Annotated in this window: 30 protein-coding genes; 7 read left to right on the forward strand and 23 right to left on the reverse strand. The window is 69.1% G+C overall.

All coding sequences use genetic code 11. The features are described 5' to 3' along the window. Positions 1-14 precede the first annotated feature (14 nt). Together gpt and BMX96_RS11840 are read left to right on the forward strand one after the other, a co-directional pair. Positions 15-536: a xanthine phosphoribosyltransferase gene (gene gpt / locus BMX96_RS11835; protein ID WP_091845698.1), complete on the forward strand. Its 522-nt coding sequence runs from the start codon at positions 15-17 to the stop codon at positions 534-536. Positions 537-540: 4 nt separating this feature from the next. Beyond that, positions 541-1,017, forward strand: a complete 477-nt coding sequence (locus tag BMX96_RS11840; RefSeq protein WP_091845699.1) for a GNAT family N-acetyltransferase — start codon at positions 541-543, stop codon at positions 1,015-1,017. Here BMX96_RS11840 and BMX96_RS11845 read toward each other — a convergent pair. The 9 genes from BMX96_RS11845 to BMX96_RS11880 form a co-directional block, all read right to left on the reverse strand. After that, entirely contained in the window at positions 1,014-1,481 is a 468-nt protein-coding gene (locus tag BMX96_RS11845; RefSeq protein WP_091845700.1) for a host attachment family protein, read from the reverse strand. The genes BMX96_RS11840 and BMX96_RS11845 overlap by 4 nt on opposite strands. Position 1,482: 1 nt before the next feature. Beyond that, positions 1,483-1,716 carry a hypothetical protein gene (locus BMX96_RS11850; RefSeq protein ID WP_073125513.1) on the reverse strand — a complete coding sequence of 78 codons (234 nt, stop codon included), beginning with the start codon at positions 1,714-1,716 and terminating at the stop codon, positions 1,483-1,485. A gap of 59 nt (positions 1,717-1,775) precedes the next feature. Further along, positions 1,776-2,084: a hypothetical protein gene (locus tag BMX96_RS11855; RefSeq protein WP_091845701.1), complete on the reverse strand. Its 309-nt coding sequence runs from the start codon at positions 2,082-2,084 to the stop codon at positions 1,776-1,778. Positions 2,085-2,222: 138 nt separating this feature from the next. Continuing rightward, positions 2,223-2,822, reverse strand: coding sequence for a superoxide dismutase (locus tag BMX96_RS11860; protein ID WP_091845702.1), 600 nt, complete (start codon positions 2,820-2,822; stop codon positions 2,223-2,225). A 99-nt stretch (positions 2,823-2,921) separates the two neighbouring features. Next, the gene (locus BMX96_RS11865) at positions 2,922-3,506 is read right to left on the reverse strand and encodes a sarcosine oxidase subunit gamma (RefSeq protein ID WP_091845703.1); all 585 of its coding nucleotides are present in this window, start codon (positions 3,504-3,506) and stop codon (positions 2,922-2,924) included. Further along, entirely contained in the window at positions 3,499-6,486 is a 2,988-nt protein-coding gene (locus BMX96_RS11870; protein ID WP_091845704.1) for a sarcosine oxidase subunit alpha family protein, read from the reverse strand. Before BMX96_RS11870 ends, BMX96_RS11865 begins: the two co-directional genes overlap by 8 nt. After that, positions 6,483-6,821, reverse strand: a complete 339-nt coding sequence (locus tag BMX96_RS11875; protein ID WP_091845705.1) for a sarcosine oxidase subunit delta — start codon at positions 6,819-6,821, stop codon at positions 6,483-6,485. Before BMX96_RS11875 ends, BMX96_RS11870 begins: the two co-directional genes overlap by 4 nt. Before the next feature lies 1 nt (position 6,822). Beyond that, positions 6,823-7,179, reverse strand: a complete 357-nt coding sequence (locus BMX96_RS19335; RefSeq protein ID WP_139210080.1) for a trypco2 family protein — start codon at positions 7,177-7,179, stop codon at positions 6,823-6,825. Beyond that, positions 7,179-8,423, reverse strand: a complete 1,245-nt coding sequence (locus BMX96_RS11880) for a sarcosine oxidase subunit beta family protein (RefSeq protein ID WP_091845706.1) — start codon at positions 8,421-8,423, stop codon at positions 7,179-7,181. The genes BMX96_RS19335 and BMX96_RS11880 overlap by 1 nt, the downstream gene beginning before the upstream one ends. Positions 8,424-8,619: 196 nt before the next feature. On the opposite strand from BMX96_RS11880, the gene ccmI reads away from it, so the two are divergent. The 5 genes from ccmI to BMX96_RS11905 all read left to right on the forward strand — a co-directional run bounded on the left by ccmI (position 8,620) and on the right by BMX96_RS11905 (position 12,060). Next, the gene (gene ccmI / locus BMX96_RS11885) at positions 8,620-9,837 is read left to right on the forward strand and encodes a c-type cytochrome biogenesis protein CcmI (protein ID WP_236737044.1); all 1,218 of its coding nucleotides are present in this window, start codon (positions 8,620-8,622) and stop codon (positions 9,835-9,837) included. Then, positions 9,834-10,310 (forward strand): Holliday junction resolvase RuvX, encoded by a 477-nt coding sequence (ruvX, locus tag BMX96_RS11890; protein WP_091845708.1) that lies wholly within the window; start codon positions 9,834-9,836, stop codon positions 10,308-10,310. Before ccmI ends, ruvX begins: the two co-directional genes overlap by 4 nt. Next, positions 10,307-10,543: a DUF1289 domain-containing protein gene (locus BMX96_RS11895; RefSeq protein WP_091845709.1), complete on the forward strand. Its 237-nt coding sequence runs from the start codon at positions 10,307-10,309 to the stop codon at positions 10,541-10,543. The genes ruvX and BMX96_RS11895 overlap by 4 nt, the downstream gene beginning before the upstream one ends. A gap of 176 nt (positions 10,544-10,719) precedes the next feature. Then, positions 10,720-11,649, forward strand: coding sequence for a class I fructose-bisphosphate aldolase (locus BMX96_RS11900; RefSeq protein WP_091845710.1), 930 nt, complete (start codon positions 10,720-10,722; stop codon positions 11,647-11,649). Between the two features lie 108 nt (positions 11,650-11,757). Further along, the gene (locus BMX96_RS11905; RefSeq protein ID WP_175481727.1) at positions 11,758-12,060 is read left to right on the forward strand and encodes an FtsB family cell division protein; all 303 of its coding nucleotides are present in this window, start codon (positions 11,758-11,760) and stop codon (positions 12,058-12,060) included. A 16-nt stretch (positions 12,061-12,076) separates the two neighbouring features. Here BMX96_RS11905 and cysE read toward each other — a convergent pair whose 3' ends face one another. The 14 genes from cysE to BMX96_RS11975 form a co-directional block, all read right to left on the reverse strand. Continuing rightward, complete coding sequence (gene cysE, locus BMX96_RS11910) at positions 12,077-12,883, reverse strand: serine O-acetyltransferase (RefSeq protein ID WP_073125473.1); 807 nt, start codon at positions 12,881-12,883, stop codon at positions 12,077-12,079. A 118-nt stretch (positions 12,884-13,001) separates the two neighbouring features. Continuing rightward, a complete protein-coding gene (locus BMX96_RS11915; RefSeq protein ID WP_091845711.1) occupies positions 13,002-17,009 on the reverse strand; it encodes a baseplate multidomain protein megatron in 4,008 nt (1,335 codons plus the stop codon). Continuing rightward, positions 17,009-17,446 carry a C40 family peptidase gene (locus BMX96_RS11920; protein ID WP_091845712.1) on the reverse strand — a complete coding sequence of 146 codons (438 nt, stop codon included), beginning with the start codon at positions 17,444-17,446 and terminating at the stop codon, positions 17,009-17,011. Before BMX96_RS11920 ends, BMX96_RS11915 begins: the two co-directional genes overlap by 1 nt. Further along, positions 17,443-18,318 (reverse strand): DUF2163 domain-containing protein, encoded by an 876-nt coding sequence (locus BMX96_RS11925; protein ID WP_091845713.1) that lies wholly within the window; start codon positions 18,316-18,318, stop codon positions 17,443-17,445. Before BMX96_RS11925 ends, BMX96_RS11920 begins: the two co-directional genes overlap by 4 nt. Beyond that, the gene (locus tag BMX96_RS11930) at positions 18,315-18,947 is read right to left on the reverse strand and encodes a DUF2460 domain-containing protein (protein ID WP_091845714.1); all 633 of its coding nucleotides are present in this window, start codon (positions 18,945-18,947) and stop codon (positions 18,315-18,317) included. The genes BMX96_RS11925 and BMX96_RS11930 overlap by 4 nt, the downstream gene beginning before the upstream one ends. Before the next feature lie 89 nt (positions 18,948-19,036). Next, positions 19,037-19,699 carry a phage tail tape measure protein gene (locus tag BMX96_RS11935; RefSeq protein WP_091845715.1) on the reverse strand — a complete coding sequence of 221 codons (663 nt, stop codon included), beginning with the start codon at positions 19,697-19,699 and terminating at the stop codon, positions 19,037-19,039. Then, entirely contained in the window at positions 19,696-19,899 is a 204-nt protein-coding gene (locus BMX96_RS11940; protein ID WP_091845716.1) for a rcc01693 family protein, read from the reverse strand. The genes BMX96_RS11935 and BMX96_RS11940 overlap by 4 nt, the downstream gene beginning before the upstream one ends. Further along, positions 19,896-20,213, reverse strand: a complete 318-nt coding sequence (locus BMX96_RS11945) for a gene transfer agent family protein (protein ID WP_073125447.1) — start codon at positions 20,211-20,213, stop codon at positions 19,896-19,898. The genes BMX96_RS11940 and BMX96_RS11945 overlap by 4 nt, the downstream gene beginning before the upstream one ends. Next, complete coding sequence (locus BMX96_RS11950) at positions 20,213-20,626, reverse strand: phage major tail protein, TP901-1 family (RefSeq protein WP_091845717.1); 414 nt, start codon at positions 20,624-20,626, stop codon at positions 20,213-20,215. The genes BMX96_RS11945 and BMX96_RS11950 overlap by 1 nt, the downstream gene beginning before the upstream one ends. 25 nt (positions 20,627-20,651) lie before the next feature. Next, entirely contained in the window at positions 20,652-21,062 is a 411-nt protein-coding gene (locus tag BMX96_RS11955) for a DUF3168 domain-containing protein (protein ID WP_091845718.1), read from the reverse strand. After that, positions 21,059-21,397, reverse strand: a complete 339-nt coding sequence (locus BMX96_RS11960; RefSeq protein WP_091845719.1) for a head-tail adaptor protein — start codon at positions 21,395-21,397, stop codon at positions 21,059-21,061. The genes BMX96_RS11955 and BMX96_RS11960 overlap by 4 nt, the downstream gene beginning before the upstream one ends. 1 nt (position 21,398) lies before the next feature. Continuing rightward, a complete protein-coding gene (locus BMX96_RS11965) occupies positions 21,399-21,980 on the reverse strand; it encodes a head-tail connector protein (protein WP_091845720.1) in 582 nt (193 codons plus the stop codon). Positions 21,981-22,067: 87 nt separating this feature from the next. After that, a complete protein-coding gene (locus BMX96_RS11970) occupies positions 22,068-23,258 on the reverse strand; it encodes a phage major capsid protein (RefSeq protein ID WP_091845721.1) in 1,191 nt (396 codons plus the stop codon). A 27-nt stretch (positions 23,259-23,285) separates the two neighbouring features. Continuing rightward, a complete protein-coding gene (locus BMX96_RS11975) occupies positions 23,286-23,837 on the reverse strand; it encodes an HK97 family phage prohead protease (protein ID WP_091845722.1) in 552 nt (183 codons plus the stop codon). Between the last annotated feature and the right edge of the window lie 8 nt (positions 23,838-23,845).

The raw sequence follows: 23,845 nt of genomic DNA on the forward strand, positions 1-23,845 counted from the left end.
GCAAGGGTGACGCAATGACCGAACGACTGCCCCACGAAAAGGGATTCCACGTGTCGTGGGACCAGATCCACCGCGACAGCCGGGCGCTGGCCTGGCGGCTGGACGGGGCCGGCCCCGACGGTAACGCGGGCGACAAGGGGGGCGGCTGGCGCGCCGTGGTCGCCATCACCCGCGGCGGCATGGCGCCCGCGATGATCGTCGCGCGCGAGCTCGATATCCGCACGGTCGATACGATCAGCGTGAAAAGCTACGATCACCAGACCCGCTCGAAGGCCCACGTGCTGAAGGCGCCGGACGCCGAGATGATGGGCGACGGCACCGGCATTCTCGTGGTCGATGACCTGGTGGATTCGGGCAAGACGCTTGAGCTGGTGCGCGAGATGTATCCCAACGCGCATTTCGCCACCGTCTACGCCAAGCCCAAGGGCCGCCCGCAGGTGGACACCTACATCACCGAGGTAAGCCAGGACACGTGGATCTTCTTCCCGTGGGACATGGCGATGCAGTACGTCCCGCCCTATCGCGGCACCGACTGAGGCCTTGGCCACGCTGCGCGACGCGAGCGACGACGACGCCGACGCGATTGCGCGGCTCTGGCATCAGGGCTGGATCGACGCGCATGCGGGGCTGGTACCGAAGGCGCTCGAGGCGACGCGTACCCTGCCCGAGTTCCGCGCCCGTACACGCACCCTCATCCCGCTGACGCGGGTCGCCTGGCGCGACGGATCGGTGGCCGGATTCACGATGGTGAAGTCCGACGAGCTCTACCAGATGTACGTGGGCGAGGCCGCGCGCGGCACGGGCATCGCGCCGGACCTGATCCGCGATGCCGAGGGGCGCATCGCGGCGGCGGGTCACGATGCGGCGTGGCTGAACTGCGCGATCGGCAACGAACGCGCCGCGCGGTTCTACCGGAAATGCGACTGGAAGTATGAGGCCCGCGTGATCGACCATGTCGACACGTCCGCGGGCCCCTTCGCCATGGATCTCTGGCGGTTCGTGAAGCGTCTGGCCTAGGCGTCCAGCTCGGCCTTCACGATCTTCTCGATATCGTCGAGCTGGTGGTTGGTCAGGTTCTTGTCGATTTCGGCGATCACCTTGCTCTTGACCTCCTTGTGCAGGTCGTCGCGCAGCTTGCCCAGCACATTGGGTGCCGCGACCAGAACGATTTCCTTGAACGCGCCCTTATGCGCCCGCTTGTAGAGCATGTCGGACAGGTCCGAGGCGAAGCGTTCCTTCGCGAGCTCGTGCCAGTCCGTATCCTCGAAGGCCGAGCGCTGTCCGCCGTTGCCGTCCCCCGCCATCCCGTCGGCCATGCGGCCGCGACGGTTGGCCGACTGTTCACGGTCGGGCGGATTTTCCTGCTCTTCCTTCGTGAGGACGGTCAGGTAGGGATCGTCGTGATCGGTCTGGTTCTCGAGGATCAACGCCTTCTCGCCGTCGGCGATCAGCACCCAGGTGCCCTTGGTCATCCGTGCCATGTCAGTCGTCCTCCCCGGTGCCGTGGTGACCGCCGAGATTGCCCTCGCCCTTCTCGTCGGACTTGGTGACGCGGGTCGCGCCCTCGCCGTGCTTCACGGTGTCTTCCAGGTCGCGGGTGCCGACCTTGCGCTCGAGCTCGCCATCGGCGCGGCCCGAATGCGAAGGGGTCGCGGCGTCGCCGGTGAATTCTTCGGTCTCGCTTGTGCCGTCCTTGGATCGGTGCCGTTCGGCCATATCGGACTCCTTTATTTGTTCAGTGTATCAACCCTGAACACGGGCCGGAGTTCCGTGGATCAGCCTTCGCTGCGGGCCTTGTCGATCAGCCATGCCAGCGCATCCGGCGCGCCCACCCGCGCCCGCTGCGCGCCGACCTTCAGAACCAGCGGCGCGGCCTCTTCGACCCGCTCCCACAGCCATTCAGCGGCTTCTGTGCTGTCGGCCTCGGGGGTGAGGATCAGGCTGGCGGTCAGGCGGAAGGCATCTTCGCCGTCCAGCGCGGTCTGCATGTCCACCGGCTGGAACGCCACGCCGCCCGGCGCGCGCATGGGGGCGCGCAGCACGGCCGTGGTCTCGGCGTCAATGGATTCGAAGACGATCAGCATGGAAGCCGCCCTAGCATGGCGCGGAAAGAATGGCGACCGGCGCCCACGACCCACCGCTGTGCCCGAACAGAAGACGGCCGCACCTCCGTCAGGAGATGCGGCCGCCGTTTTCTCTCACACCTTGTCGGTGCGGGATCGTCACATGCGCGAGGCGACGTTTTCCCAGTTCACCAGGTTGTCGAGGAAGTTCGACAAGTAAGCGGGACGCTTGTTGCGGAAATCGATGTAGTAGGAGTGCTCCCACACGTCGCAGCCCAGCAGAGCGGTCTGGCCGAAGCAGACGGGGTTCACGCCGTTCTCGGTCTTGGTGACCTTCAGGCTGCCGTCGCTGTCCTTGACCAGCCACGCCCAGCCAGAGCCGAATTGACCGGCGCCGGCGGCGGAGAAGTCTTCCTTGAATTTCTCGACCGAGCCGAAGCTGTCGGACAGGGCCTTTTCCAGCTCGCTGGGCATCTTGCTGTCGTCGCCCGACATCATTTCCCAGAACTGGTTGTGGTTCCAAAGCTGGCTGATGTTGTTGAAGATGCCCGACTGCGCGGTGGCGCTGGGGTCGTAGGTGCCCTTGATGATCTCTTCCATCGACTTGCCGTCCCACTCGGTCCCGGCGATGGCCTTGTTACCATTGTCGACATAGGCCTTGTGGTGGATGTCGTGGTGGTATTCCAGCGTCTCGCGGCTCATGCCCTTATCGGCCAGCGCGTCGTGGGAATAGGGAAGATCGGGAAGTTCGAAAGCCATATCGGTTCCTCCGTTTGCTGTTATTCGTGGCGGCTGTCGGGTGGGCGTGCGGCATCCTGCCGCGGCCCGGCGTCTCATCCGACCAACGACATAGCCCAATCAGGGTTCCGGGAAACCCTCGAAATACCCGACGCGCCCCGCCGGGTCGGCGGCGGTCTTCAGCAGGTCGAAGACGTAGCGCGCGACCGACCGGAAACAGACCAGATCGGCCGTCTGCGCATCGCGCAGAAAGAAGGCGCCCGGTACCTGCGCCAGCCGCGTGCGCCGCGCCATGCCGACGGGCAGCCCGGCGGGCGAGACGTCGGCGGGCGTCAGCTTGGCCAGCGTGTCGCGAAGGGCGGGTCCGGTGAGGCGGAACAGGCTGCGGGCGTCCGACATGTCGTGGACCAGCGCATGGGTTCCGGCCAGCTTGCCCTGCAAATCCCGCGCCGCACCGGCCGCATCCGCGTAGGGCAGCAGGATCAAGAGCTCGTCGGGCGACATCCAGACGGTCGTGACCTCGCCGCTCCAGGCCGCGTGGAGCGGCGCGGGGATGTCGTGGCCGGTCAGCGCACTCACCGCGTCGCGCAGGGTCGCGTCGCCCAGGTCACCGCGCAGCGAGATCATCCCCTGCCCCGTCAGCTCGGCCACGCGGACCGCGCCGTCGAAACTTGCGCCGTCCAGCGCCGTTTGCACGTCAAACATCCTGTTTCTCTCCGTTCGGGTCGAAGAACACGGGCGAGCAGATCCGGGCGGGAACCTCGGACCCGTCGGTCATGGCGAAATTCACGACCTCGCCGATCCGCTCCGGCCCGCGTTCGACCAGCGCCATGGCGATGCCACGGCCCAGCGTGGGCGAATGGTAGGACGACGTCACGCGCCCCTGCATATTGCGCTGCCCGTTGGCGTTCGTGCCCTCGGCCACCGCGTAGGCGCCATCGGGAAGGACCGATCCGTCGAGCGTTTCCAGCCCCACCAGGCGCCAGCGGTCGTCCGCGGCCAGGAAGCTGCGCTGTTGCCCGCGCTTGCCGATGAAGTCGTCCTTCTTCTTCGAGATCGCCCAGTCCAGCCCCAGGTCCTGCGGGATCACCGTGCCGTCGGTCTCGTCGCCGATCATGATGAAGCCCTTCTCGGCCCGCATGATGTGCAGCGCCTCGGTCCCGTAGGGCATGACGCCAAGCGCCTCGCCGGCCTCGACCAGCTTGTCCCAGAGCGCCCGGCCCCGGTTGGCGGGCACAGCCACCTCGAAGCTCAGCTCGCCCGAGAACGAGATGCGGAAGACCCGCGCGGGGATGCCGGCGATGGTGCCGTCCACCCAGCCCATGAAGGGCAGCGCGTCCTTCGACAGGTCCATCCCGCCAAGGCTGTGCAGCAGGTCCCGCGCCTTGGGGCCCACCACCGCGATCTGAGCGAACTGCTCGGTCGCGTTCAGGGTGAAGACCTTCCAGTCCCACCACTCGGTCTGGAGCCACTCCTCCATGTGGGCATGGATGCGGTCGGCCCCGCCGGTGGTGGTGTGGCACAGGAACGTGTCCTCATCCAGCCGCGCGACCACGCCGTCATCCACCAGGAATCCGTTCTCGTTGCACATGAGGCCATAGCGGCATTTGCCCGGCTTCAGCGTGGACATCATGTTGGTATAGAGCATGTCCATGAAGCGCGCCGCGTCCGGCCCCTTCACGATGATCTTGCCCAGGGTCGAGGCATCCAGCAGGCCCACGTTCTGCCGCGTGTTCTTCACCTCGCGCTGGACCGCGTCGTGCACGCTTTCGCCTGACCGGGGGAAGGCATAGGGACGGCGCCAGTGGCCCACCGGTTCCCACGTGGCGCCGTGCGCCTCGTGCCAGTCGTGCATCGGCGTGCGGCGCAAGGGCTGGAAGATCTCGCCGCGGGCCTCGCCCGCGATCGACGCCATGGAGATCGGCGCGTAGGGCGGGCGGAAGGTGGTGGTGCCGACGTTCGGGATCTCTTCACCCAGTTCCTGAGCAAGGATAGCGAGGCCATTGATATTGCTCAACTTCCCCTGATCCGTTGCCATGCCCAGAGTCGTGTAGCGTTTGGTATGCTCGACCGAAACGAAGCCTTCCTGCGCGGCCAGCTGCACGTCGCTGACCTTCACGTCGTTCTGGAAGTCCAGGAACATCTTCGACCGCAGCTCGTATGACGCGCGCGCGGGCATCATCCAGCACGCGGCCAGCGGCGCCTCGGCCGCGACCTCGACCGCCGGCGCATCCGCCGACACGTCCACCAGCGCCGCGATGCGGGCGGTGGCCGAGCCGAGGGCGACATCGCCCTGCAACGTGCCCGCCGCCGCGCCCACGGCGGTGACGAAGGCGCTGCCGTCGGCGCCTGTGGGCGCGCGGTCGGGATCGGGTGCGAAATGGGCCTGCGCGGCGTCCCAGGTGTTCTTGCCGCCGCAATGGGACCACAGGTGCGGGACCGGCGACCAGCCGCCGGACATGGCGACCGCGTCGCAGACGACCTCTTCGGTCACGGCGCCCTCGCCGTCCTGGGCGCAGAGCGCCACGCCCTCGACCCGCTTGCCGCCCTTGACCTTGGCGATGGCGGTCCCGGCCTCGATCCGGACGCCGCGCGCGCGGGCCTGCTCGGGCAGCGCGCCGGTCACCTCGGGCCGTGCATCGACGATCAGCGGCACCGACAGCCCCGCGTACAGCAGCGCCAGCGCAGTGCGGTAGGCATCATCGTTGTTGGTGGCGATGACGGTGCGCTTGCCCGGCGCGACACCGTAATTCACCACGAAATCGCGCACGGCCGACGCCAGCATGACCCCCGGCACGTCGTTGCCCGCGAAGGGGATGGGCCGTTCGATGGCGCCGGTCGCGGTTACGATATGGCCCGCGCGGATCCGCCAGAGCCGCTGGCGCGGCCCCTCGGGCACGCCGTGCGACAGCGTCTCGTGGGCCAGGAGGTAGCCGTGGTCATAGACGCCGGCGCCCATGGTCTCGCGCCGCATCTGCACGTTTTCCATGGCCGCGAGATCGGCCACGGCCGCGTCGATCCAGGCCTGCGCCGGGCCGCCGTCGATCAGGTCGCCGTCGACCGGCGCGCGGCCGCCCCATTGCGCCGTCTGCTCCATCAGCAGGACGGTCTTGCCCGCGCGGCCCGCGATCAGCGCCGCCTGCAGGCCCGCGATGCCGCCGCCCACGATGGCGATATCCACGTTGACGTTGAAATGCTCGTAACGGTCCGGGTCCGGCCCCTCGGGCGGACGACCCAAGCCGGCCGATTGCCGGATCACCGGCTCGAACACGTGCTTCCAAGCGGGGCGCGGGAACAGGAACGTCTTGTAGTAGAACCCGGCGGGCAGGAAGCGCGACAGCCGCGCGTTGATGGCGCCCACGTCGAACTCGAGGCTGGGCCAGTGGTTCTGGCTTTGGGCCGTCAGCCCGCCCGTGAGCGGTTGTTGGGTGGCGCGCTGGTTCGGCTCGAACCGCTCGCCTCGGCCCACGCCCATCAGCGCGTTGGGTTCTTCCGGTCCGGCGGCCATGACGCCGCGCGGGCGGTGATACTTGAACGACCGCCCCATGAGCATCTGGTCGTTGGCCAGCAGCGCCGAGGCCAGCGTGTCGCCCTTCACGCCCTTCAGGTGCCGCCCGTTGAAGCGGAAGGACACGGGCGTGGTGCGGTCGATAAGCCGGCCGCCGGTGGACAGTCGCAAGCTCATGCCGTCTCTCCGAAGTTGCGCCAGGACCAGCCGGGATGCACGGCGCTGATGGCGTCGCGGATCTGCTGCGGCGGCTCGGTCGTCTGGGCCTTGTAGGTGCCGAAGACCCGCAGCGTCGTGGTCGAGCGGGCGGCGTGGAACCACTTGCCGCAGCCGTGGGCATGGCGCCAGCGCTCGAAATGCACGCCGCGCGGGTTCTCGCGCAGGAACAGGTATTGCTCGAACGTGTCCGCGTCGCTGCCGGGGCCGTGGCGGGTCAGGTGTGCCTCGCCGCCAGCGGTGAGCTCGGTCTCGTCACACTGGACGCCGCAATAGGGGCATTGGAGGGTCAGCATTTCAATCGCCTTTCCTTCGACCAGATGGTTTGCTGAACCAAATCGGCACTGAAAAGCTAACCCGATGAGTTTCCGCAGACTTTCGAGCTGCCTTCCCCTCGATTGCTAGGCTTCCTTCGACAACACCAATTAACGGTGCTTTCAAGTCGACAGATCCTTCACCAGCACCTGATCCCGATACAGACTTCTGAACCTGAACTGAAATGTCGAAGTCGATCTGTTGAAAGGGCAAACCGGCGTCTTTCGTACCATTGCCAGACGCGCCGATTGGAAATCGTGATTCCGCGGCCGCGGACGCCACACCTTCACTTATTTCCATCAACGCTTGTTGCACGAAATCTTTCAGCGAAATAGTCATCAATGCGCCACCCCCGCCGCGACCGACTCGTCGATGAAGCGGCCCTCGCGGAAGCGTTCCAGCCCGAAGGCGTCGGTCAGGGGCGAATGGCCCTTGGCCATCAGCTCGGCCATGGCCCAGCCGGACCCCGGCGTCGCCTTGAAGCCGCCGGTGCCCCAGCCGCAGTTGATGAAGCAGCCGTCCAGCGGCGTCTTCGACAGGATGGGCGAGCGGTCGCCGGTCACGTCCACGATCCCGCCCCACTGCCGCAGCATCTTGAGGCGCGAGATCATCGGGAACGTCTCTACCAGCGCGCGCACGGTCTCCTCGATATGGTGGAAGGATCCGCGCTGGGTGTAGTTGTTGTAGCCGTCGGTGCCGCCGCCGATCACCATCTCGCCCTTGTCGGACTGGCTCATGTAGCCGTGGACGGTATTGGCCATCACGACCACGTCCATGCAGGGCTTGATCGGCTCGGAGACCAGCGCCTGCAACGCGACGGACTCGATGGGCAGGCGGAAGCCCGCCATCTCGGCCAGCGCGCCGGAATGGCCGGCAACGACGATGCCCATCTTCTTGCAGCCGATATCGCCGCGGTTGGTGGTGACGCCGGTGACGCGGCCGTCCTGCGACGTGATGCCGGTCACCTCGCATTTCTGGATGATGTGCATGCCCATGGCGCTGCACGCCCGGGCATAGCCCCAGGCCACCGCGTCGTGGCGGGCAGTCCCCGCGCGGGCCTGCCACAGCGCGCCCAGCACCGGGTAGCGCGGCCCGTCGATATTCATGATCGGGCACAGCTCTTTCACGCGCTTGGCGTTGATCCATTCGGTGGTCACGCCCTGCAGCGCGTTGGCGTGGGCCGTGCGCTTGTAGCCGCGGACCTCGTGCTCGGTCTGGGCCAGCATCATGACGCCGCGGGGGCTGAACATGACGTTGTAGTTCAGGTCCTGGCTCATGGTCTCGTAGAGACTGCGCGATTTCTCGTAGAGCGCGGCCGACGGATCCTGCAGGTAGTTCGAGCGGATGATCGTGGTGTTGCGGCCTGTGTTCCCGCCGCCCAGCCAGCCCTTCTCCAGCACGGCCACGTTGGTGATGCCGTGGTTCTTGCCCAGGTGATAGGCCGTGGCGAGACCATGACCGCCGCCGCCCACGATGATGACATCGTAGCTCTTGCGCGGCTCGGGATTCTCCCAGGCGCGGTCCCAGCCCTTGTGCTGGCGGAACGCTTCGCGGGCGATGGCGAAGGCGGAATAACGTGTCATGGTGCGCGCACCTTTGGGCTGGGGTCTGGCCCGCTATAGGACGGGCTTCGGGCCTTGTGCGGCAACCCAGCGGCACCTGCAATTCCATTTGCGACATGGCCCTCGCGACGCCGTGACGCGGGCTGGTGCGATCCGGGTTTTACCGGCGCGTGCGATTGGCTATGGAGGCGCGGCAAGAGAGGTTCGAAGGAATTCCGTGACGCTGTTCTGGCTCATAACGGGCGCGCTGGTGGTGCTGACGCTGCTGCCGGTGGTCATGGCGCTGCTGCGGGGCGGCGGCGATGGCCGCGGCACGGACCTGGCCATCTATCGCGATCAGCTGGCCGAGGTCGAACGCGACCTGGAGCGCGGCCTGCTGAGTGAGGACGAGGCCGCACGCACCCGTATCGAGGTGCAGCGCCGGATGCTCGACGCCGACCGGCGCGAGCGGGGCGTGGTGTCGCGCCTGCCGCGCGGCACGGCGCTGGTCTTCGGCGGGGTGATCGCGCTGTCGGCCGCGGCGGGGACCTTCGCGCTCTATTCCCTGCTGGGCGCGCCCGGCTATCCCGACCTGCCGCTGGCCGAGCGCATCGCGCAGGCCGATGCCGCGCGCGACCGCCGCCCCAGCCAGGCCGAGGCCGAGGCGCAGGCCGCCCCCATGATGCCCGAGCCGCCCGAACTGGACCCCGATTTTGACCGGCTGCTGACCCAGCTGCGCCAGGTGATGGACGAACGCCCCGACGATCTTCAGGGTTATCGCCTGCTGGCCAGGAACGAGGCCGCGATCGGCAATTTCCCGGCCGCCCGTGCCGCGCAGGAACGGCTGGTCGAATTGCTGGGACCGGACGTCACCGCCGAGGACCTGGCCATGTGGGGCGAGCTGATGGTGCTGTCGGCCGGCGGCTTCGTCAGCTCCGAGGCCGAGGCGGTGCTCGACCGGGCGCTGGCCGCCGACCCGCGCAACGGACGGGCGGCCTATTACAAGGGGCTCGCGCTGGCGCAGATCGGCCGGCCCGACCAGGCCTTCGCCATCTGGCGCGGCCTTCTGGAGCGCGGACCGGAAGAGGCGCCCTGGATCGAACCCGTCCGCGGCCAGATCGGCCAGGTCGCGGCCGCCGCCGGCATCCGCTACGACGCGCCCGCCCCCGCCGCCCCGCGCGGGCCCACCGCAGCGGACATGGAAGCCGCCGCCGACATGTCGCCCGAGGACCTGCAGGCGATGATCGGCAACATGGTCTCGGGCCTGTCGCAACGGCTGGCGACCGAGGGCGGACCGTCCTCGGACTGGGCGCGGCTGATCGTGGCGCTGTCGGTGCTGGGGCAGACCGACCGGGCGCGCGCGATCCTGGACGAGGCACGCGGCGTCTTCGCCGGCAGCCAGCCGGATCTCGACGCCATCGCCGCCGCCGCGGACCGCGCGGGGCTTTCCGAATGATCCACGACGCCATCGAGGATTTTGCCGCCGCCCTGCCGCCGCGGCGCGCGCTGGCGGGCCTGGACCTGGGCACCGCGACGCTGGGCGTGGCGGTGTCCGACGGGCTGCTGTCGGTGGCGACCCCGCTGCAGACGATCAAGCGCACCAAGTTCACCAAGGATGCCGACGCGCTGCTGGCGATCCTCGACGCGCGCGAGATCGGCGGCATCATCCTGGGCCTGCCGCGCAACATGGATGGCAGCGAGGGCCCCCGCGCCCAGTCGACCCGCGCTTTCGCCCGGAACCTGTCGAACCGCACCGACCTGCCCATCACCTTCTGGGACGAACGGCTTTCCACGGTCGCCGCCGAGCGCGCGCTGCTGGAAGCCGACACGTCCCGCCGCCGCCGCGCCGAGGTCATCGACCACGTGGCGGCGAGCTTCATCCTGCAAGGCGCGCTCGACCGGCTGCGCCACCTGAGAGACACGCCATGAAAGACGATATCCCGCGCCTGCGCAGCGGCATCGAAAGCCCCTGCATCAATATCTGCGTCATCCATCCGGCCGAGCGGATCTGCACCGGCTGCCTGCGCACCATCGACGAGATCGCGCAGTGGTCGCGCATGACGGATGACGAGCGGCGCGCGGTGATGGCCGACCTGCCCGACCGGGCCCCGCGCCTGAAGAAACGGCGCGGCGGCCGCGCCGCGCGGATGGGCCAGCGCTGATCCAGCGCGCGGGGGGGGGGCGCCGCTCCGGCCTGCCCGAGGCGTGCCCCCCGCAGGTATTTCGGGAAAGATGCAGGCCTCGTCAGCGGTTAATTCACGCCTGTTAGCGTGCTGCAGTTGCCGTCCCCCGTCGCTGGCCCTACCACTATGCGCGAAATCCAATCAGGGAGACGGCCATGAAGGCATCGCGCAAAGTCCAGAAGATCCTGTCCAACTACGAGGGCGATAGCCCCGGCGTGAAGGGCAACCTCTGCCGCATGCTGATGGAGGGGCGCCTGAAGGGCACCGGCAAGATGATCATCCTGCCCGTGGACCAGGGGTTCGAGCATGGACCCGCCCGCACCTATGGCCCGAACGCGCCGGCCTACGACCCGCATTACCACTACCAGCTGGCCATCGACGCGGGTCTCAACGCCTTCGCCGCGCCGCTGGGCATGCTGGAAGCGGGCGCCGACACCTTCGCGGGTCAGATCCCGACCATCCTCAAGATGAACTCGGCCAACTCGCTGATGTCCGGGACGGCCGGCAAGGACCAGGCGGTCACCGCCTCGGTCGATGACGCCCTGCGGCTGGGCTGCGCCGCCATCGGCTTCACCATCTATCCCGGCTCGGACGCGCAGCTGGGCATGTACGAGGAAATCGTCGAACTGCGGCGCGAGGCTGCCAGCGTCGGCATCCCAACGGTGATCTGGTCCTACCCGCGCGGCGAGGCGATCAGCAAGGACGGCGAGACGGCGGTGGACGTGGCCGCCTACGCCGCGCAGATCGCGGCGCTGATCGGCGCGCATATCATCAAGATCAAGCTGAGCACCGATCACCTGGAGGTGCCCGAGGCCAAGAAGGTGTTCGAGGAGCAGAACATCGACATCTCGACCCAGGCCGCGCGCGTGGCCGAATGCATGCGATCGGCCTTCGACGGGCGCCGGATCGTGGTGTTCTCGGGCGGGGCCAAGAAGGGCGAGGACGCGGTCTACGATGATGCGCGAGCGATCCGCGACGGCGGCGGCAACGGCTCGATCATCGGGCGCAACAGCTTCCAGCGCGAGAAATCCGAGGCGCTGGCGATGTTCGACAAGCTGGTCGACATCTACAAGAACAACGCCTGATACATCCCTGCATCGCGGCCCCGATATGGGATTCACAGGGGCCGCGATCTGTGCTTATGTTCCGCCCAAGGCGCCGCGGCAAGACGGCGCCACTGCATGAGGCGACCGATGGCACATCCCCGCAAGCAGCCCGCGCTGGGTCTTTTGATCTACTTCCTGCTGACCTTCGTGCTGGGGCTGTATTTCGCCTTCGCCTCGGTGCAGGGCGATTTCGGGCTGCTGCGCCGGATGGAGATCCAGGCCGAGCGCAACCAGCTTGAAACCGACTACGCGCAGCTGCGCGCGCAGGTAGCCGAGATGCGCAACAAGACGCGGCGCCTGTCCGATCGCTACCTGGACCTGGACCTGCTGGACGAACGCGCCCGCGACGTGCTGGGCATGGTGCGTAACGACGAGATCATCCTGCGCTGAGAGCGGGCGGGCGGACTCAGCCGCCCGCGAACAGGTGATCCATCACCACCGACGGCTGGGCGCAACCGGCCTCGCCCACGATGCGCGCGGGCACGCCCGCCACGGTCTTCATCGGCGGCACTTCTTCCAGCACGACGGAACCCGCCGCGATGCGCGAGCAGTGGCCCACCTTGATATTGCCGAGCACCTTGGCCCCCGCGCCGATCAGCACGCCATCGCCGATCTTGGGGTGACGGTCTTCCTCTTCCTTGCCGGTTCCGCCCAGGGTCACGGAGTGGAGCATCGAGACGTTGTCACCCACGGTCGCCGTCTCGCCGATCACGATGGAATGGGCGTGGTCGATCATGATGCCCTTGCCCATGCGCGCCGCCGGGTGGATATCGACCCCGAAGACCTCGGACACGCGCATCTGCAGGAAGTAGGCCAGGTCGCGACGTCCTTCTTTCCAAAGCCAGTGGGCCACGCGGTGGGCCTGCACGGCCTGGTAGCCCTTGAAGTACAGGATCGGCTGAAGGAAGCGGTGGCAGGTCGGGTCACGCTCGTACGTGGCGACCAGGTCGGCGCGCCCGGCCTCGGACAGGCCCGGGTCCGAGGCGTAGGCCTCGTCCGCGATCTCGCGCAGGATCTGCTCGGACATCTCGCCCGAACTGAGCTTGAGCGACATGCGAAAGCTCAGCGCCGAGGCGATGGACTTGTGGTGCAGGATCGACGAGTGGAACAGTCCACCCAGGACCGGTTCGTCCGCCGTGGCGGCCTCGGCTTCCGAGCGTATGCGTTCCCACACGGGGTCGATGGCGGTGATCGGGTTCGGTTTCAGGCTCATGCCGGGCCTTCCTTCGCAGCGGTCGGTCCCATGCATATAGGAAGCCGGGCGCCGCGGGAAAATGATTTCTCGCGACGCGCGTGATCAAGGCACGCGATGGTTACCGCGCACTGCGCCCTCAGCCGGTGATATCGCGCGTCGCGAAAGGCCCCGCCCCCCAGGCGCGCGACAGTTGTGCTACGCGGATCTGAATGCTGCCGGGCCCGGCATCGGCGGCCCGCTCGGCGGCACCGTAAGTCCAGCCCGGTGATGTTGTTTCGGCGCGCCGCACCACCATATCGTCGCGGAGGATTTCGACGGTGTAGGCCTCGATCTCCTCGCCCAGCGGCACGTCGAGTCCCTGCCAGCTATCGCCGTCGATCCGCGTACGCCGGATCCAGGTGACCTCGAGGTCACCCTCGCGCTCGTGCAGGCGCAAGTGAACGGGGCTGAGCGGCCGCAAGCCGACGCCCGAGAACGCTCGGATGGCCTGCCGGTAGCTGGGATGGTCCAGCGATCGCTCCACGGGACCCGCTCGATAGTACTTCGGCAAGCCACGGTCCGACAGCGACAGGTCCAGCTGCGTCATGCGCTCGTCGAGGATCACCACTGCACTTCCAGCGGGCCAGACCGGTGGCGTCACCGCGTCGGTGCCCCGCTGACCGCGCAGCCGGAACGACAGGTCCCACGTTCCCGGGCCCACCAGCGTAGCGTCGCGGAACTGCAGGATCTCCCACAGGTCATCATGCCCGCTGCCGATCGCCATGGCGTTCGCGCCGTTGAGAAACGCCACCTGCGTAGCGCTGGACAGCTGCCCCCGCACAAGCCGCACGCGCAGCGCGGGACCGCGGTCTGGCCGGCCCGATGGCGCACGGGCAAGGTCGGTTTCGGTCACGCCCACCGTGGCGGGTTGCTCGACCGTGGTGTTCAGCCTGTAGCCCGTCTCCTCGCGCGAGGAATAGACGGCCAGCCCCTGCCCCCACGGCGCGGCGCTGGCGGCCAGCCATGGCGCGTGGGGCACGCTGTCCTCCGCCAGCAGCGGCAGGTCCAGCATCAGCAACACGGGCGGCGGCGGCGCGCGGTAGGGGCTGACCGTGACGGGCCCATCGACGATGTCGGAGGGCGCGTAGATCTCGGGCTCGACCCGGACGGCCTGTAGCAGTTGCAGGCCAGACTGCTCGACCCGGTCGATGCGATACTGCCCACCGGCCGTGGCGATGACGTCGCCCGCCCCGAGATCCAGCCGCGAGGGCGGCAAGGCCAGGCGCAGCCGGTCGCGGCCCACCCGCGCCTCGGCCAGCCAGCGTTCGGTGATGGCGCGCCCCTCTGCGCGGCTCAGCAGCAGGGGAAGTTCCGTCTGCGCCGTGCCGTGGCTGCGCGTGTCGGGAAAGACGGCCTCCGCCGTGGCGGCGTCGAAATCGCCGTCCGCCCCCACGAAGAGCAGCTTCAGTCGGCCGACACGCTCGGGCTCGGGCGCGCGCAGGGCCAGGATGTCGCCGGGCAATTCGGGCGTGACGGCGACCTCCTCCGCGGTCACGGTCGCCGTGGTGTCCCCGGTGCGGGTGCGGAACACCAGCGCGCCGCCCCGCTCGATGGCGTCGAAGGCATAGGCCAGCATCGGCGGCTGCAGGGCAGACCGCGCGTCCGAGATGTCGGAGACGATATATCCGCGCAGCACCCCTTGCAGCGCGGTGGTGTCCAGCCGGTCCAAACCCGCCCGCGCGCAAATCTCGGTCACGACCGACGCGATCGTGCGATTGCTGGACCGGCCGGTGATCCAATGCCCCCGGTCGTAGTTCGCCGCATCGGCCCAAAGCGCCGCATCACCGGGAAAGGCTGGAAAGGGCCGCGCATCCCAGGCCCAGACATGGGCCCGCGACATGTCGACCATCGGCCCGCCGTAGAAGGGCGACACCGGGTTGTTCGCAGGGTCTTCCCAGAACGTGTGCATGGCGCGCAGGTATTGCACCTGGATGAAGTCATCGCGCTGCCCGTTCGAGAAATGCGGCAGGGCCGACTCGGACGACTTCGGGTCGAGGAACTTGTTGGGCTGGTTGGTGCCCTTGTCGATCGCCGCGCAACCCAGCTCGGTGAACCAGATGGGCTTGCTGCGGGCCACCCAGGCGGTCGGGGCCACCTGGCGCACGCCGCCGATCCGTTCGTGATGCGACAGGCCCCACCAGTTCGCCAGGTCCTTGTAGCGATACACCCACGGCTCGCCGAAGGCGCCGTCGGTGATCGGCGTGCGCTCCTGCGCGGCGCGCGCGTCGTCCGAGACGTAGAACCAGTCGTAGCCCTCGCCGCCCTGCACGTTGGCCATGAGGTAGTCGACGTTGTAGATCGACCCGGCCGCCGCGTCGGCCTCACCCTCGGTGCCGCGCCAATCCGACAGCGGCATGTAGTTGTCGATGCCGATGAAATCGATGTCGTCGCTGGCCCAGAGCGGATCGAGGTGGAAATACACGTCGCCCGATCCGTCCTGCGGCTGATACCCGAAATACTCGGACCAGTCGGCGGCATAGCTGATCTTGCAATCGGGCCCCAGGATCGCCCGCACGTCCGCCGCCAGCCGGATCAACTCGGCAACGGCGGGAAATCCGGCGGCGCCGCGGATCTGGGTCACCCCCCGCATCTCGGACCCGATGCAGAACGCGTCGACACCGCCGGCCCGCACGCACAGATGCGCGTAGTGCAGAATGAAGCGGCGATAGCCCCAGGCATCCGGATCGGGCCCGAGATATTGGATCGGGTCGGCCTGCGGGTCGTCGGCCGGATCCCCCTGGGCGTAAGGATTGATCGGGACGAAGCCGCCATCGAGCGGCGCGTTGGCGGCGGCCTCGGTCGTCTGGTGGCCCCCGATCGAGAAATCCGAGGCTTCGGCCGTTCCGAAGAACGCGGCCACCGCGTCATCGGCGGCGGCGCTGCCGTCGGGGCTGCCCGCCTGCCCGGGGGCCGACGGAAGGGTGATCCGGCCTCGCCACGGCAAGGCAGGCTGCTCGGAGGCCCCGTAGGGATCGGGCAGGCCGTTGCCCTCGTCCTGGTCCATCAGGATGAAGGGATAGAAGGTCACCGCCTGCCCCGCCGCCCGGAGGGCGCGGATCGCCTCGATCACCGAGGCGTCGGCGGGCGTTCCGCCGTAGATCGCCTGCCCGTCGCGCCGGGCCAGCACCTCCGCCTTGGACCGGCCGATGCCACCCGCGCGCCAGGCCAGCTCCTGTCCATCCGCCGCGGCCTGGTCGACCTTGGGCCGGACCTCGCACCGATCGCAGCGCAGGTCGTTGCCGAACCACGAGACCACCAGCGACGTCGCCGCGCAGCGGGGCAGCTCGCCCGTCAGCGCATCCAGCGAAGCGGCGAAATCGGTCTGTCCGGTGGGCGTGTTGACGTTGGCGTATCGGCTGATGCCCGGGTCGTTGCCGATCCGCACCGGCGTGGTGGCCAGCGCGTATTCCCCGGTGCCCGGCATCATCGCCACGGCCCGGACATGGCTGCTGAGGTCGCGGCGCGGGCCGTCGGCGTCCGCCTGTTCGGGGCGGATGACCTCGAAGCTGAACTGCGGAATGCGGTTGCCGAAGCGGTCCAGGGCCAGGTCCTCGATCACCACGTAGGCCAGGCCGCGATAGGCCGGCACGACATCCGGACCCAGCTCGGCCTGCATCCGGGGATCGGGCTGTTGGTCGGCACCACCATCGTAGACCCGCATGGTCAGGCTGCCGGGCTCGATCTCCTGCCCGTCGGCCCAGATCCGCCCGACGCGCCCGATCACGCCCTCGCACAGGCCCAGGGCCAGAGAGACGCTGTAGCTGTATTCCCGGACCTCGGGTGCCTTCGGCGCGCCCTTGCCGCCGCCCCCCGAGACGTTCACGTCCTCGACGAAGTCCGAGCACCAGATCACCTGCCCGCCCACGCGCATCCGGCCAAAGACGCGGGGGATCGCGTTGCCGGCCCCGGCGCCGGTCAGGCGAAAGCGGTCCACGCGTCCGGTCTCGACCGGATCGCTGCCGCCGCCCAGGATCGACTGGTCGATGACCCGGCCCAACGTGGCGCCTAACGCGCGGCCGATCACGACCGAGCTCAGTCCCAGCACCCCGCCGCCCAGCGACGCCCCGGCCGCCGCACCCACCGCGGAAAGAACGATCGTCGCCATCAGGTGTCTCCTTCGGGAAAGGTGAAGCGCGCCACGACCCGTCGGCGCCACGGCGCGCTCAGCGCGGTCTCGACCACGGCGTGGCCGGCAAACGCATGGATGAAGGTGGGCGTCTCGCCGCCCTGCCCCACGATGCCCAGGTGCTTGGCAACGGCGCCGTCGCGCATGCGGAACAGGAGAACCTGCCCGGGCGCCGGCGGTCCGGGCGGCGCATCCCGCAGGTGGCGACGCGCCGCGCGCCACAGATCCTCGCTGCGCTGCGGCTCGGACCAGTCGGCGGTATAGGGCGGCGGGACCAGGGGCTCGGCCCCGATCACGTCGCGCCAGACCCCGCGGATGAGGCCGAGGCAGTCGGTTCCGGCCGCACGGGTGCTGGCCTGGTGGATGTAAGGTGTCCCGATCCACGCCCGGGCGGCCGCGACGATGCGCGCGCTCATGCGGATGTCCCCCCGCCACGCCGCGGATACGCCATCAACCAATCCTCGCCGGGCAGGTGCGGGAAGCCCTGGAAATTCAAAAGGTTGTCGAATTTTACGCGGCAGGTCTCGGCCCGCTTGTCGCAGCCCGCCTCGAGCCGCACGCTGTCGCCGGGGGCGAGACCCGGACCGATGCTGTCCCACAACTCGATCTCGCGGCCCGTCTCGGTGACGCTGTCGCGCTTCACGATGCGCATCGCGCCCGACGCCGCGCCGGAGAGCACCACCAGCCGCCCCCGCTCGAAGAAGCGCGGCGCGAAGCCGTCGAGATCGCCGGGACCAAGCAGCCGGCCGTCCGTGATCGTTTCGACGGTCGCTGCCACGGCCAGCCCCAGCGCGTCGAGATCCACCCGGCAGGTGGCGTCCCCCAGGACCGCCGGGCACGGCGCCTGGTAGGTGCGCCCCTGCGGCTGGTTCAGCGCCTCGGTCAGTCCGCGCAACTCGGCGCGGAAGGCCCCGCCCGACCGCTCGATCTCGCCCAATGTCCCGGCAAAGACGACCTGCCGCGCGCCGGTATCCGTCCAGTCCACCAGCCAGGCCTCCACCTCGGCCCCGTCGAACCGGCCCGCGAGGATATCCGCCTCGGTCACGCCCGCGTCGCTCAGAACACCGACCGCTTCGGAGTTGTCCACCGACAGCCCGGTGCTGTGCTCGAACGCGCGCGCCGACAGCCCGTCCGACGCCGCGAAGTCGGTTCCGTCGAAGGTCAGCGGCAGGTCATGGTCGGTGAAACCGAAGACCCGCCCGTCGCGGCGGATCACGCGCCAGCAGCGGCAGACGGTGCTCGCCCCGCCGCGCAGGCTGGCCAGGAGGTCGGGATTGAAGCCACTCATTGGCGCACCTCGACCACGGGAATATCCGGGATCTCTCCCGCCTCGAAAGTCGCGACCGAGGTAACGATGCGGTCGGTATCGAAGCGCGCAGGCACGTCGAATTCGAAGCCCGCGGTGATCAGCGCGCCGGCGGGCGGCACGTCGAACAGCGTCACAATGCCGGTCAGCGCGTCGAGCTCGAAATCGACGCCCTCGCGCAACGGGTCGTGTTCAATTCCGACGGTCACGGTCCCCGGCACCGGCTTGGTGATCGGCCGGCGATAGGCCGCGTCGCCCGCGCCATAGACCTTGCTCAGCTGAAAGACGCTGCCCGCGCCATCGGCCACCGCCAGGTCCTGGTCCAGGTAATCGGGGTCCTTCGAGGCCGGACAGGACTTGAAGTCCGCCCAGTCCTTCCAGCGAAACGCCCTCAGCGGCCCGCGCCGCGCCTCGAAAAACGCGACAACCTCCTGCACGTCGTCCAACGACCGCAGCCCGAGCCCCGCATCATAGCGCCGGCGGGAATGGATCCACGGCGTGTTACGCTCCTCGTGACCATTGGCCAGCGTTGCGACCTCGGTGCGCCGCTCGGGGCCCCCCAGGGCGCCGAAGCTCAGCGAGACGGGAAATCGGACATCGTCAAAGGCCATGGGATCCTCTCATGCGGTCAGGTCGAACGGGATGCGCGCAGGGTGCCCGCCGCCGGGTTGGCTGCGGGCTAACCCTGCGTGCGGAGGTCTCAGCGGTTGCGCTGCCCCTGGGACAGAGCGCGGCCCATGCTGGCGGCGATCTGGCTCTGGCTGCGGCGGAAGCCTTTGACATCGGGGGTGCTGACATTGATCGTCACCTGCACGGGGCGGCCGCCGCCGCTGGCCGCGACGCCTAGCCGTCCGTCGGCCCCGCGTGTCAGCGGCATGATCGCCTCCGGCCCCGCCTCGCCCATCAGGCCGGCGCCGCCGCGCATGGGAAAGGCAGTGGCGCCCGACACGACCCCGCCGCCGGCCTGCGGCAGCGCGCGGCCCTGCGAGAAGGCGCCCCCTTCGGCAAAGGGCATCAGCCCAGTCACCACCCCCTCGACCCCTGTGGCCAGAACGCCGCCCACATGTCTGGCCACGGGGTTGATCGCGGCGTTGTAGGCGGCGTTCACCATGGACTGCGCCACGCCCTGCAACGCATCGCTCAGCTTTGCGCCGTCGAAAACCAGTCCCTCGAAACTGCGCTTCAGCCCGCGCGAGATACCGCGCGACAACGTTCCCACCTCGCGCGAAGTGTCGGCCACGGTGGACCCCATGGCGCGCAGTTCCGCGTCGAAGGCGGCCAGCACGGCTCGGGTGCCGCCCACCGTGTCCTCGATGGACAAGAACATTTCCTCGATCTGGTCGGGGTCGGATCGGTCGGTCATGGGGACTCCTTTTGGTCATCGGGAAAGGCGGCGGACAGCTCGGCCAGGCGGCTGCGCCCCAATGGCGCGGCCAGGCGGCCCTCCCCCACCATCACCATCAGTTCGGCCGGGCTCAGCGCCCAGAACTCGGCGGGCCTCAGACCCAGCCCGTGCAGTCCGGCGCGCATCAGGCCCGGCCAGTCCAGCTGCGGCCCGCTCATGCGCCCGGCGCGCGGAAAGCGCGGGCAAGAAGCTGCCCGGCGGCGGTGGCGGCGGCCATCGGCCCGCCCTCGATTTCGACGGTCAGCAGGTCGCGCGCCTCGCCCTCCCAACCGCCGCCGCGCAGCCCCGCGGCGATCAGCGCCAGTGTGTCGCGGGACGAGAACGCCCCACTTTCCAGCCGCGCCACCAGGTCCGGCAGGCTGTCGTCGCCCAGGGCCTCTTCCAGCTCGGCCAGCGCGCCCAGGGTCAGCTTGGCCACGTGGCGCCGGCCATCCAGGACCAGCGCGACTTCGCCTGCATGGGGGTTGGCCATCATAGTGCCGTGAACAGCAGGCTGCCCGCCGAGGCGAGGCTGATCTCGTAGGTCGCCTCGCCGTCGTAGCTGCCGGAATATTCGATCGTGGTGATCTGGAACGGTCCCTCGACCACCCCGAAATCGGGGATCACGATCTGGAAGCGCGGCGTCTCGCTGTCGAAGAAGACCTGGCGCGCACGTTCGTCGGTGGCGTCGTCCTTGAACACCCCCGCGCCCGAGATCGTGGCCGATTTGACCCCGGCCCCGCCGAGGATCTCGCGCCAGCCGCCGGTGCTGTCCAGGGTGGTCACGTCCACCGTTTCGGCGTTGAAGGACATGCGCGTGGCGCGCAGGCCCGCGACGGTCTCGAATTGCGACTCGCCGTTCATGTCGAGTTTCAGAAGAAGGTCCTTGCCGTTCTGTGCAGCCATGGGATGTGCTCCGGTCGTCAGGGTTTCAGTTGTCTTCGGTGCGCGCGCGAAAGCGCAGGTCGATGCGGCGCTGGGTGTCGCTGCCGGTCCGCCGGGCCTGCGCGCGCAGGAACCACAGCCCCACGACACGGCCCCGGCTCAGGCTCAGCGGCGACAGCAGAAGTGCGTCGGAAATCGCGGCCGCGGCGTCCTTGGCCGCGGCGAAGCCAGGCCTGTCCGACACGACGGTGATGGTGAAATCGTGCCGCGCGCCGCCGCCGTCGCGGTCGGACCGGTCGCGCGCGATCTCCTCGCCGATGGCGACGTAAAGAGACGGGACGCTGCCGGGCGGCACGGCGTCGAAGACCGCGTCACCGACGATGGCGGCAAGCCCCGCGTCTCCGGACAGCCGCGCGAAGACCGCTGCCTGCAAGGGGGCGGACAGGGCATAGATCATGGCGCGACCTCCTCTTCGGCGAAGATGTCCAGGTAAAGCGGGCCGTCGCGCGACTCGGTGACTGCGCGGATGTCGAAGACCCGCGTGCCGTCCCGCAGCCTCTGGCCGGCCAAGGGCCGCGACACCGCGCCCTGGGGGGCCGCGCGCACCGTGATGCGATAGCCCACGCGGCTCAGGCTCAGCTCGACGCCCGCGGCCAGCCGGCCCGTCCGCGGGGCCACCCGGGCGAACAGGTCGCCAAGGGCCACCCAGCTGCGGTCATAGCCGCCGCGCCCGTCTGCCGTGGTCTCGGGCGCCTCCAGCGTCAGGCGTCGGTCCAGGATCACGCCGCCCATGTCACATGCCCCCCAGCAGGCGGTGCGGACGGTGCGGCGCCAGCAGCGCCTGCACTCCCGGCGGCAGGGTGCCCTCGGCCGCCCGGTCCTCGTACCGCGCGGCCGCAAGGCTCAGCACGGCCAGGGCCAGGTCCGACGGCGCGTCGCTCCAATCATCGGCAAAACCCGCGCGGAAGGTCACGGCCGCGCTGCCGCCAACGGGGATCTGCGGCAGAACGAAGCCCCGCGCCACCAGCGCCGGACGCTGCGCGTCCCGGTCCACCCGGTAGGCGTCGGGCGCGATCGCCTGCGCGCTGCCATCGATATCGGTGATCGTCAGGCCCTCGACCGACACCAGCGGACCCCGGGGCAGCACCTGCCGGCCCGGGTCACGCCACGCATGGGTGGTCCAGACGAAGTCACGGATCAGAACCGCCTTGGCGCAAAGCCGCTCGACCTCGGCCAGGCTGGCGCGCAGCACCTGCTCCAGCAGGGCATCCTGGGCGTCGTCATCGGTGAAACCGGTGCCCAGGCGCAGATGCGCCTGCAAACCGGGAATGGGCAGCCGCGCGGTGCTGAGCGGCGTGGGCTCGACAAGGTACATCTGCTGTCTCCTGAAGATGGGGGCGCGGCGTCCGGCCGGTGGCGTAGGGTGCCCGCCCCTGCATCGCGCAGGGGCGGGCCGCCCGGATCAGGAGACCGCGAACTTCAGCAGCTTGATCGCCGCGAAGTCGCTGACGTCACCGCCCACCCGCTTGGTCGCGTAGAACAGCACGTGGGGCTTGGCGCTGAAGGGGTCGCGCAGGATGCGCAGGTCGGGACGCTCGGCCACGGTGTAGCCCGCCTGGAAGTCACCGAAGGCCACGGCCATGGCGCCGCTCGAGATGTCGGGCATGTCCTCGGCCACCAGCACGGGATAGCCCAGCAGCCGCGCCGGCTCGCCCGCGGCCAGCCCGTCGGACCACAGGAAGCGACCGTCGCCATCCTTCATCTTGCGCACGACGCCGGCGGTTTTCGAATTCATCACGAAGGTCGCGTTCGCGCGGTACTCGGCCCCAAGGGCATAGACCATCTCGACCAGCGCGTCGGCATCGCCGAAGGCCCCGTCGACGCCGGTGGCCACGTAGCCCAGGCTGTCCCAGGCCCACGATGCGTTCTCCACCGCCGCGTGGTCGAGGAAACCGCGCGGCTTGTCCACGCCGTCGCCGCTCACGAAGGCCGCCGCCTCGGCACGGGCGAACTTGTCGGCGATCTTGCCGGCCAGCCAGCCCTCGATATCGAAGGCCGCGTCGTCCAGCAGGCGCTGCGACGCCTTGGGCAGGGCCGACAGCTCGTGCAGGGGGATGGTGATGCGGTCGACCTGGGGCGTCGCCGTCTCGGACGGGCTGGCGGTCTCGGTCGACCAGCCCGCGCCCATGTCGGTGGTATCGACCAGCACGTCGAACGACGTCGCTTCGACGTTGACGACATTGGCGATCCGCCGCACCGACGCGGTGGAGCGCAGGACCGAACGGACCGTGTCGCTGGTCACCGGATCGACCAGGTAGCCGCCATCGCCGGCCACGGCGGTGTTCAGCGCCTTGCCCTCCAGCGCCAGTCCCCGCAGCGCGTCATCGTCGCCCGAGCGGACATAGGCCTCGAACGCCTTCTGGTGGGGCGCGGCCTCGTCGGCGGCGGTGGACAGGACGGGGCGGCCCGTCAGGCGGGTCTTGCGGTCAAGCTGGGTCATGCGGTCTTCCTGTTGTTGCATCCGGGTCGTCATCTGGGCCTGAAAGCCCCTGAGATCGCTGACGAAATCAGCCATCGCGCTTTTCATTTCGGTGGTGGCGTCGGGCAAGGCGCTGCCCTGCCCGGCCGAAGCCGGGGTGTCGGTCTCGCTCATCTTTGGTCCTTTCCGGTGGGGTTTGGTCTACGGGGCCGTCCGGCCCAGGGCGGCCGAAGCGCCGCGCAGCACCTTGGCCATCTCGCGAAGCGGATCGGGTGCGGGGCCCTCGCCCTTCACGCCCGCGACACGCGCCTCGGGCAGCATGGGGAAGGTCACCAGCGACACCTCCCACAGCTCGAGCTCGGACAGCAGCCGCCCGGCGGTGCCGTCCTTCGTGGCCCGCTTCGTGCGATAGCCGATCGACAGTCCGTCGATGGCCCCCGCGGCGATCAGCGCCGCCGCCTCGCGCCCGCGGTCCAGGTCGGTCAGGATCCGGCCTTTCACGAACAGCCCGACGGCGTCCTCGTGCACCTCGTCCCAGACGCCGATGGGCTGGGCCGGGTCGTGCTGCCACAGCATCTTCACCTGCCCGCCCCGCGCCGACAGCGCGGCCAGCGACGCGGCGTAGGCGCCGGGCGCCACGGTGTCTCCGCCCTGGTCGCGGGCCCCGAAGACCGAGGCATAGCCTTCGATCAGGTGCCCGTCCGTCAGTGTCATGCCGGTCGCGCCGGCGCAGAACTTGTGTTCCAGTGTCATCGCAGGAT

Origin of the sequence: Palleronia pelagia, assembly GCF_900110115.1 — a bacterium.
Taxonomy (GTDB): domain Bacteria; phylum Pseudomonadota; class Alphaproteobacteria; order Rhodobacterales; family Rhodobacteraceae; genus Palleronia; species Palleronia pelagia.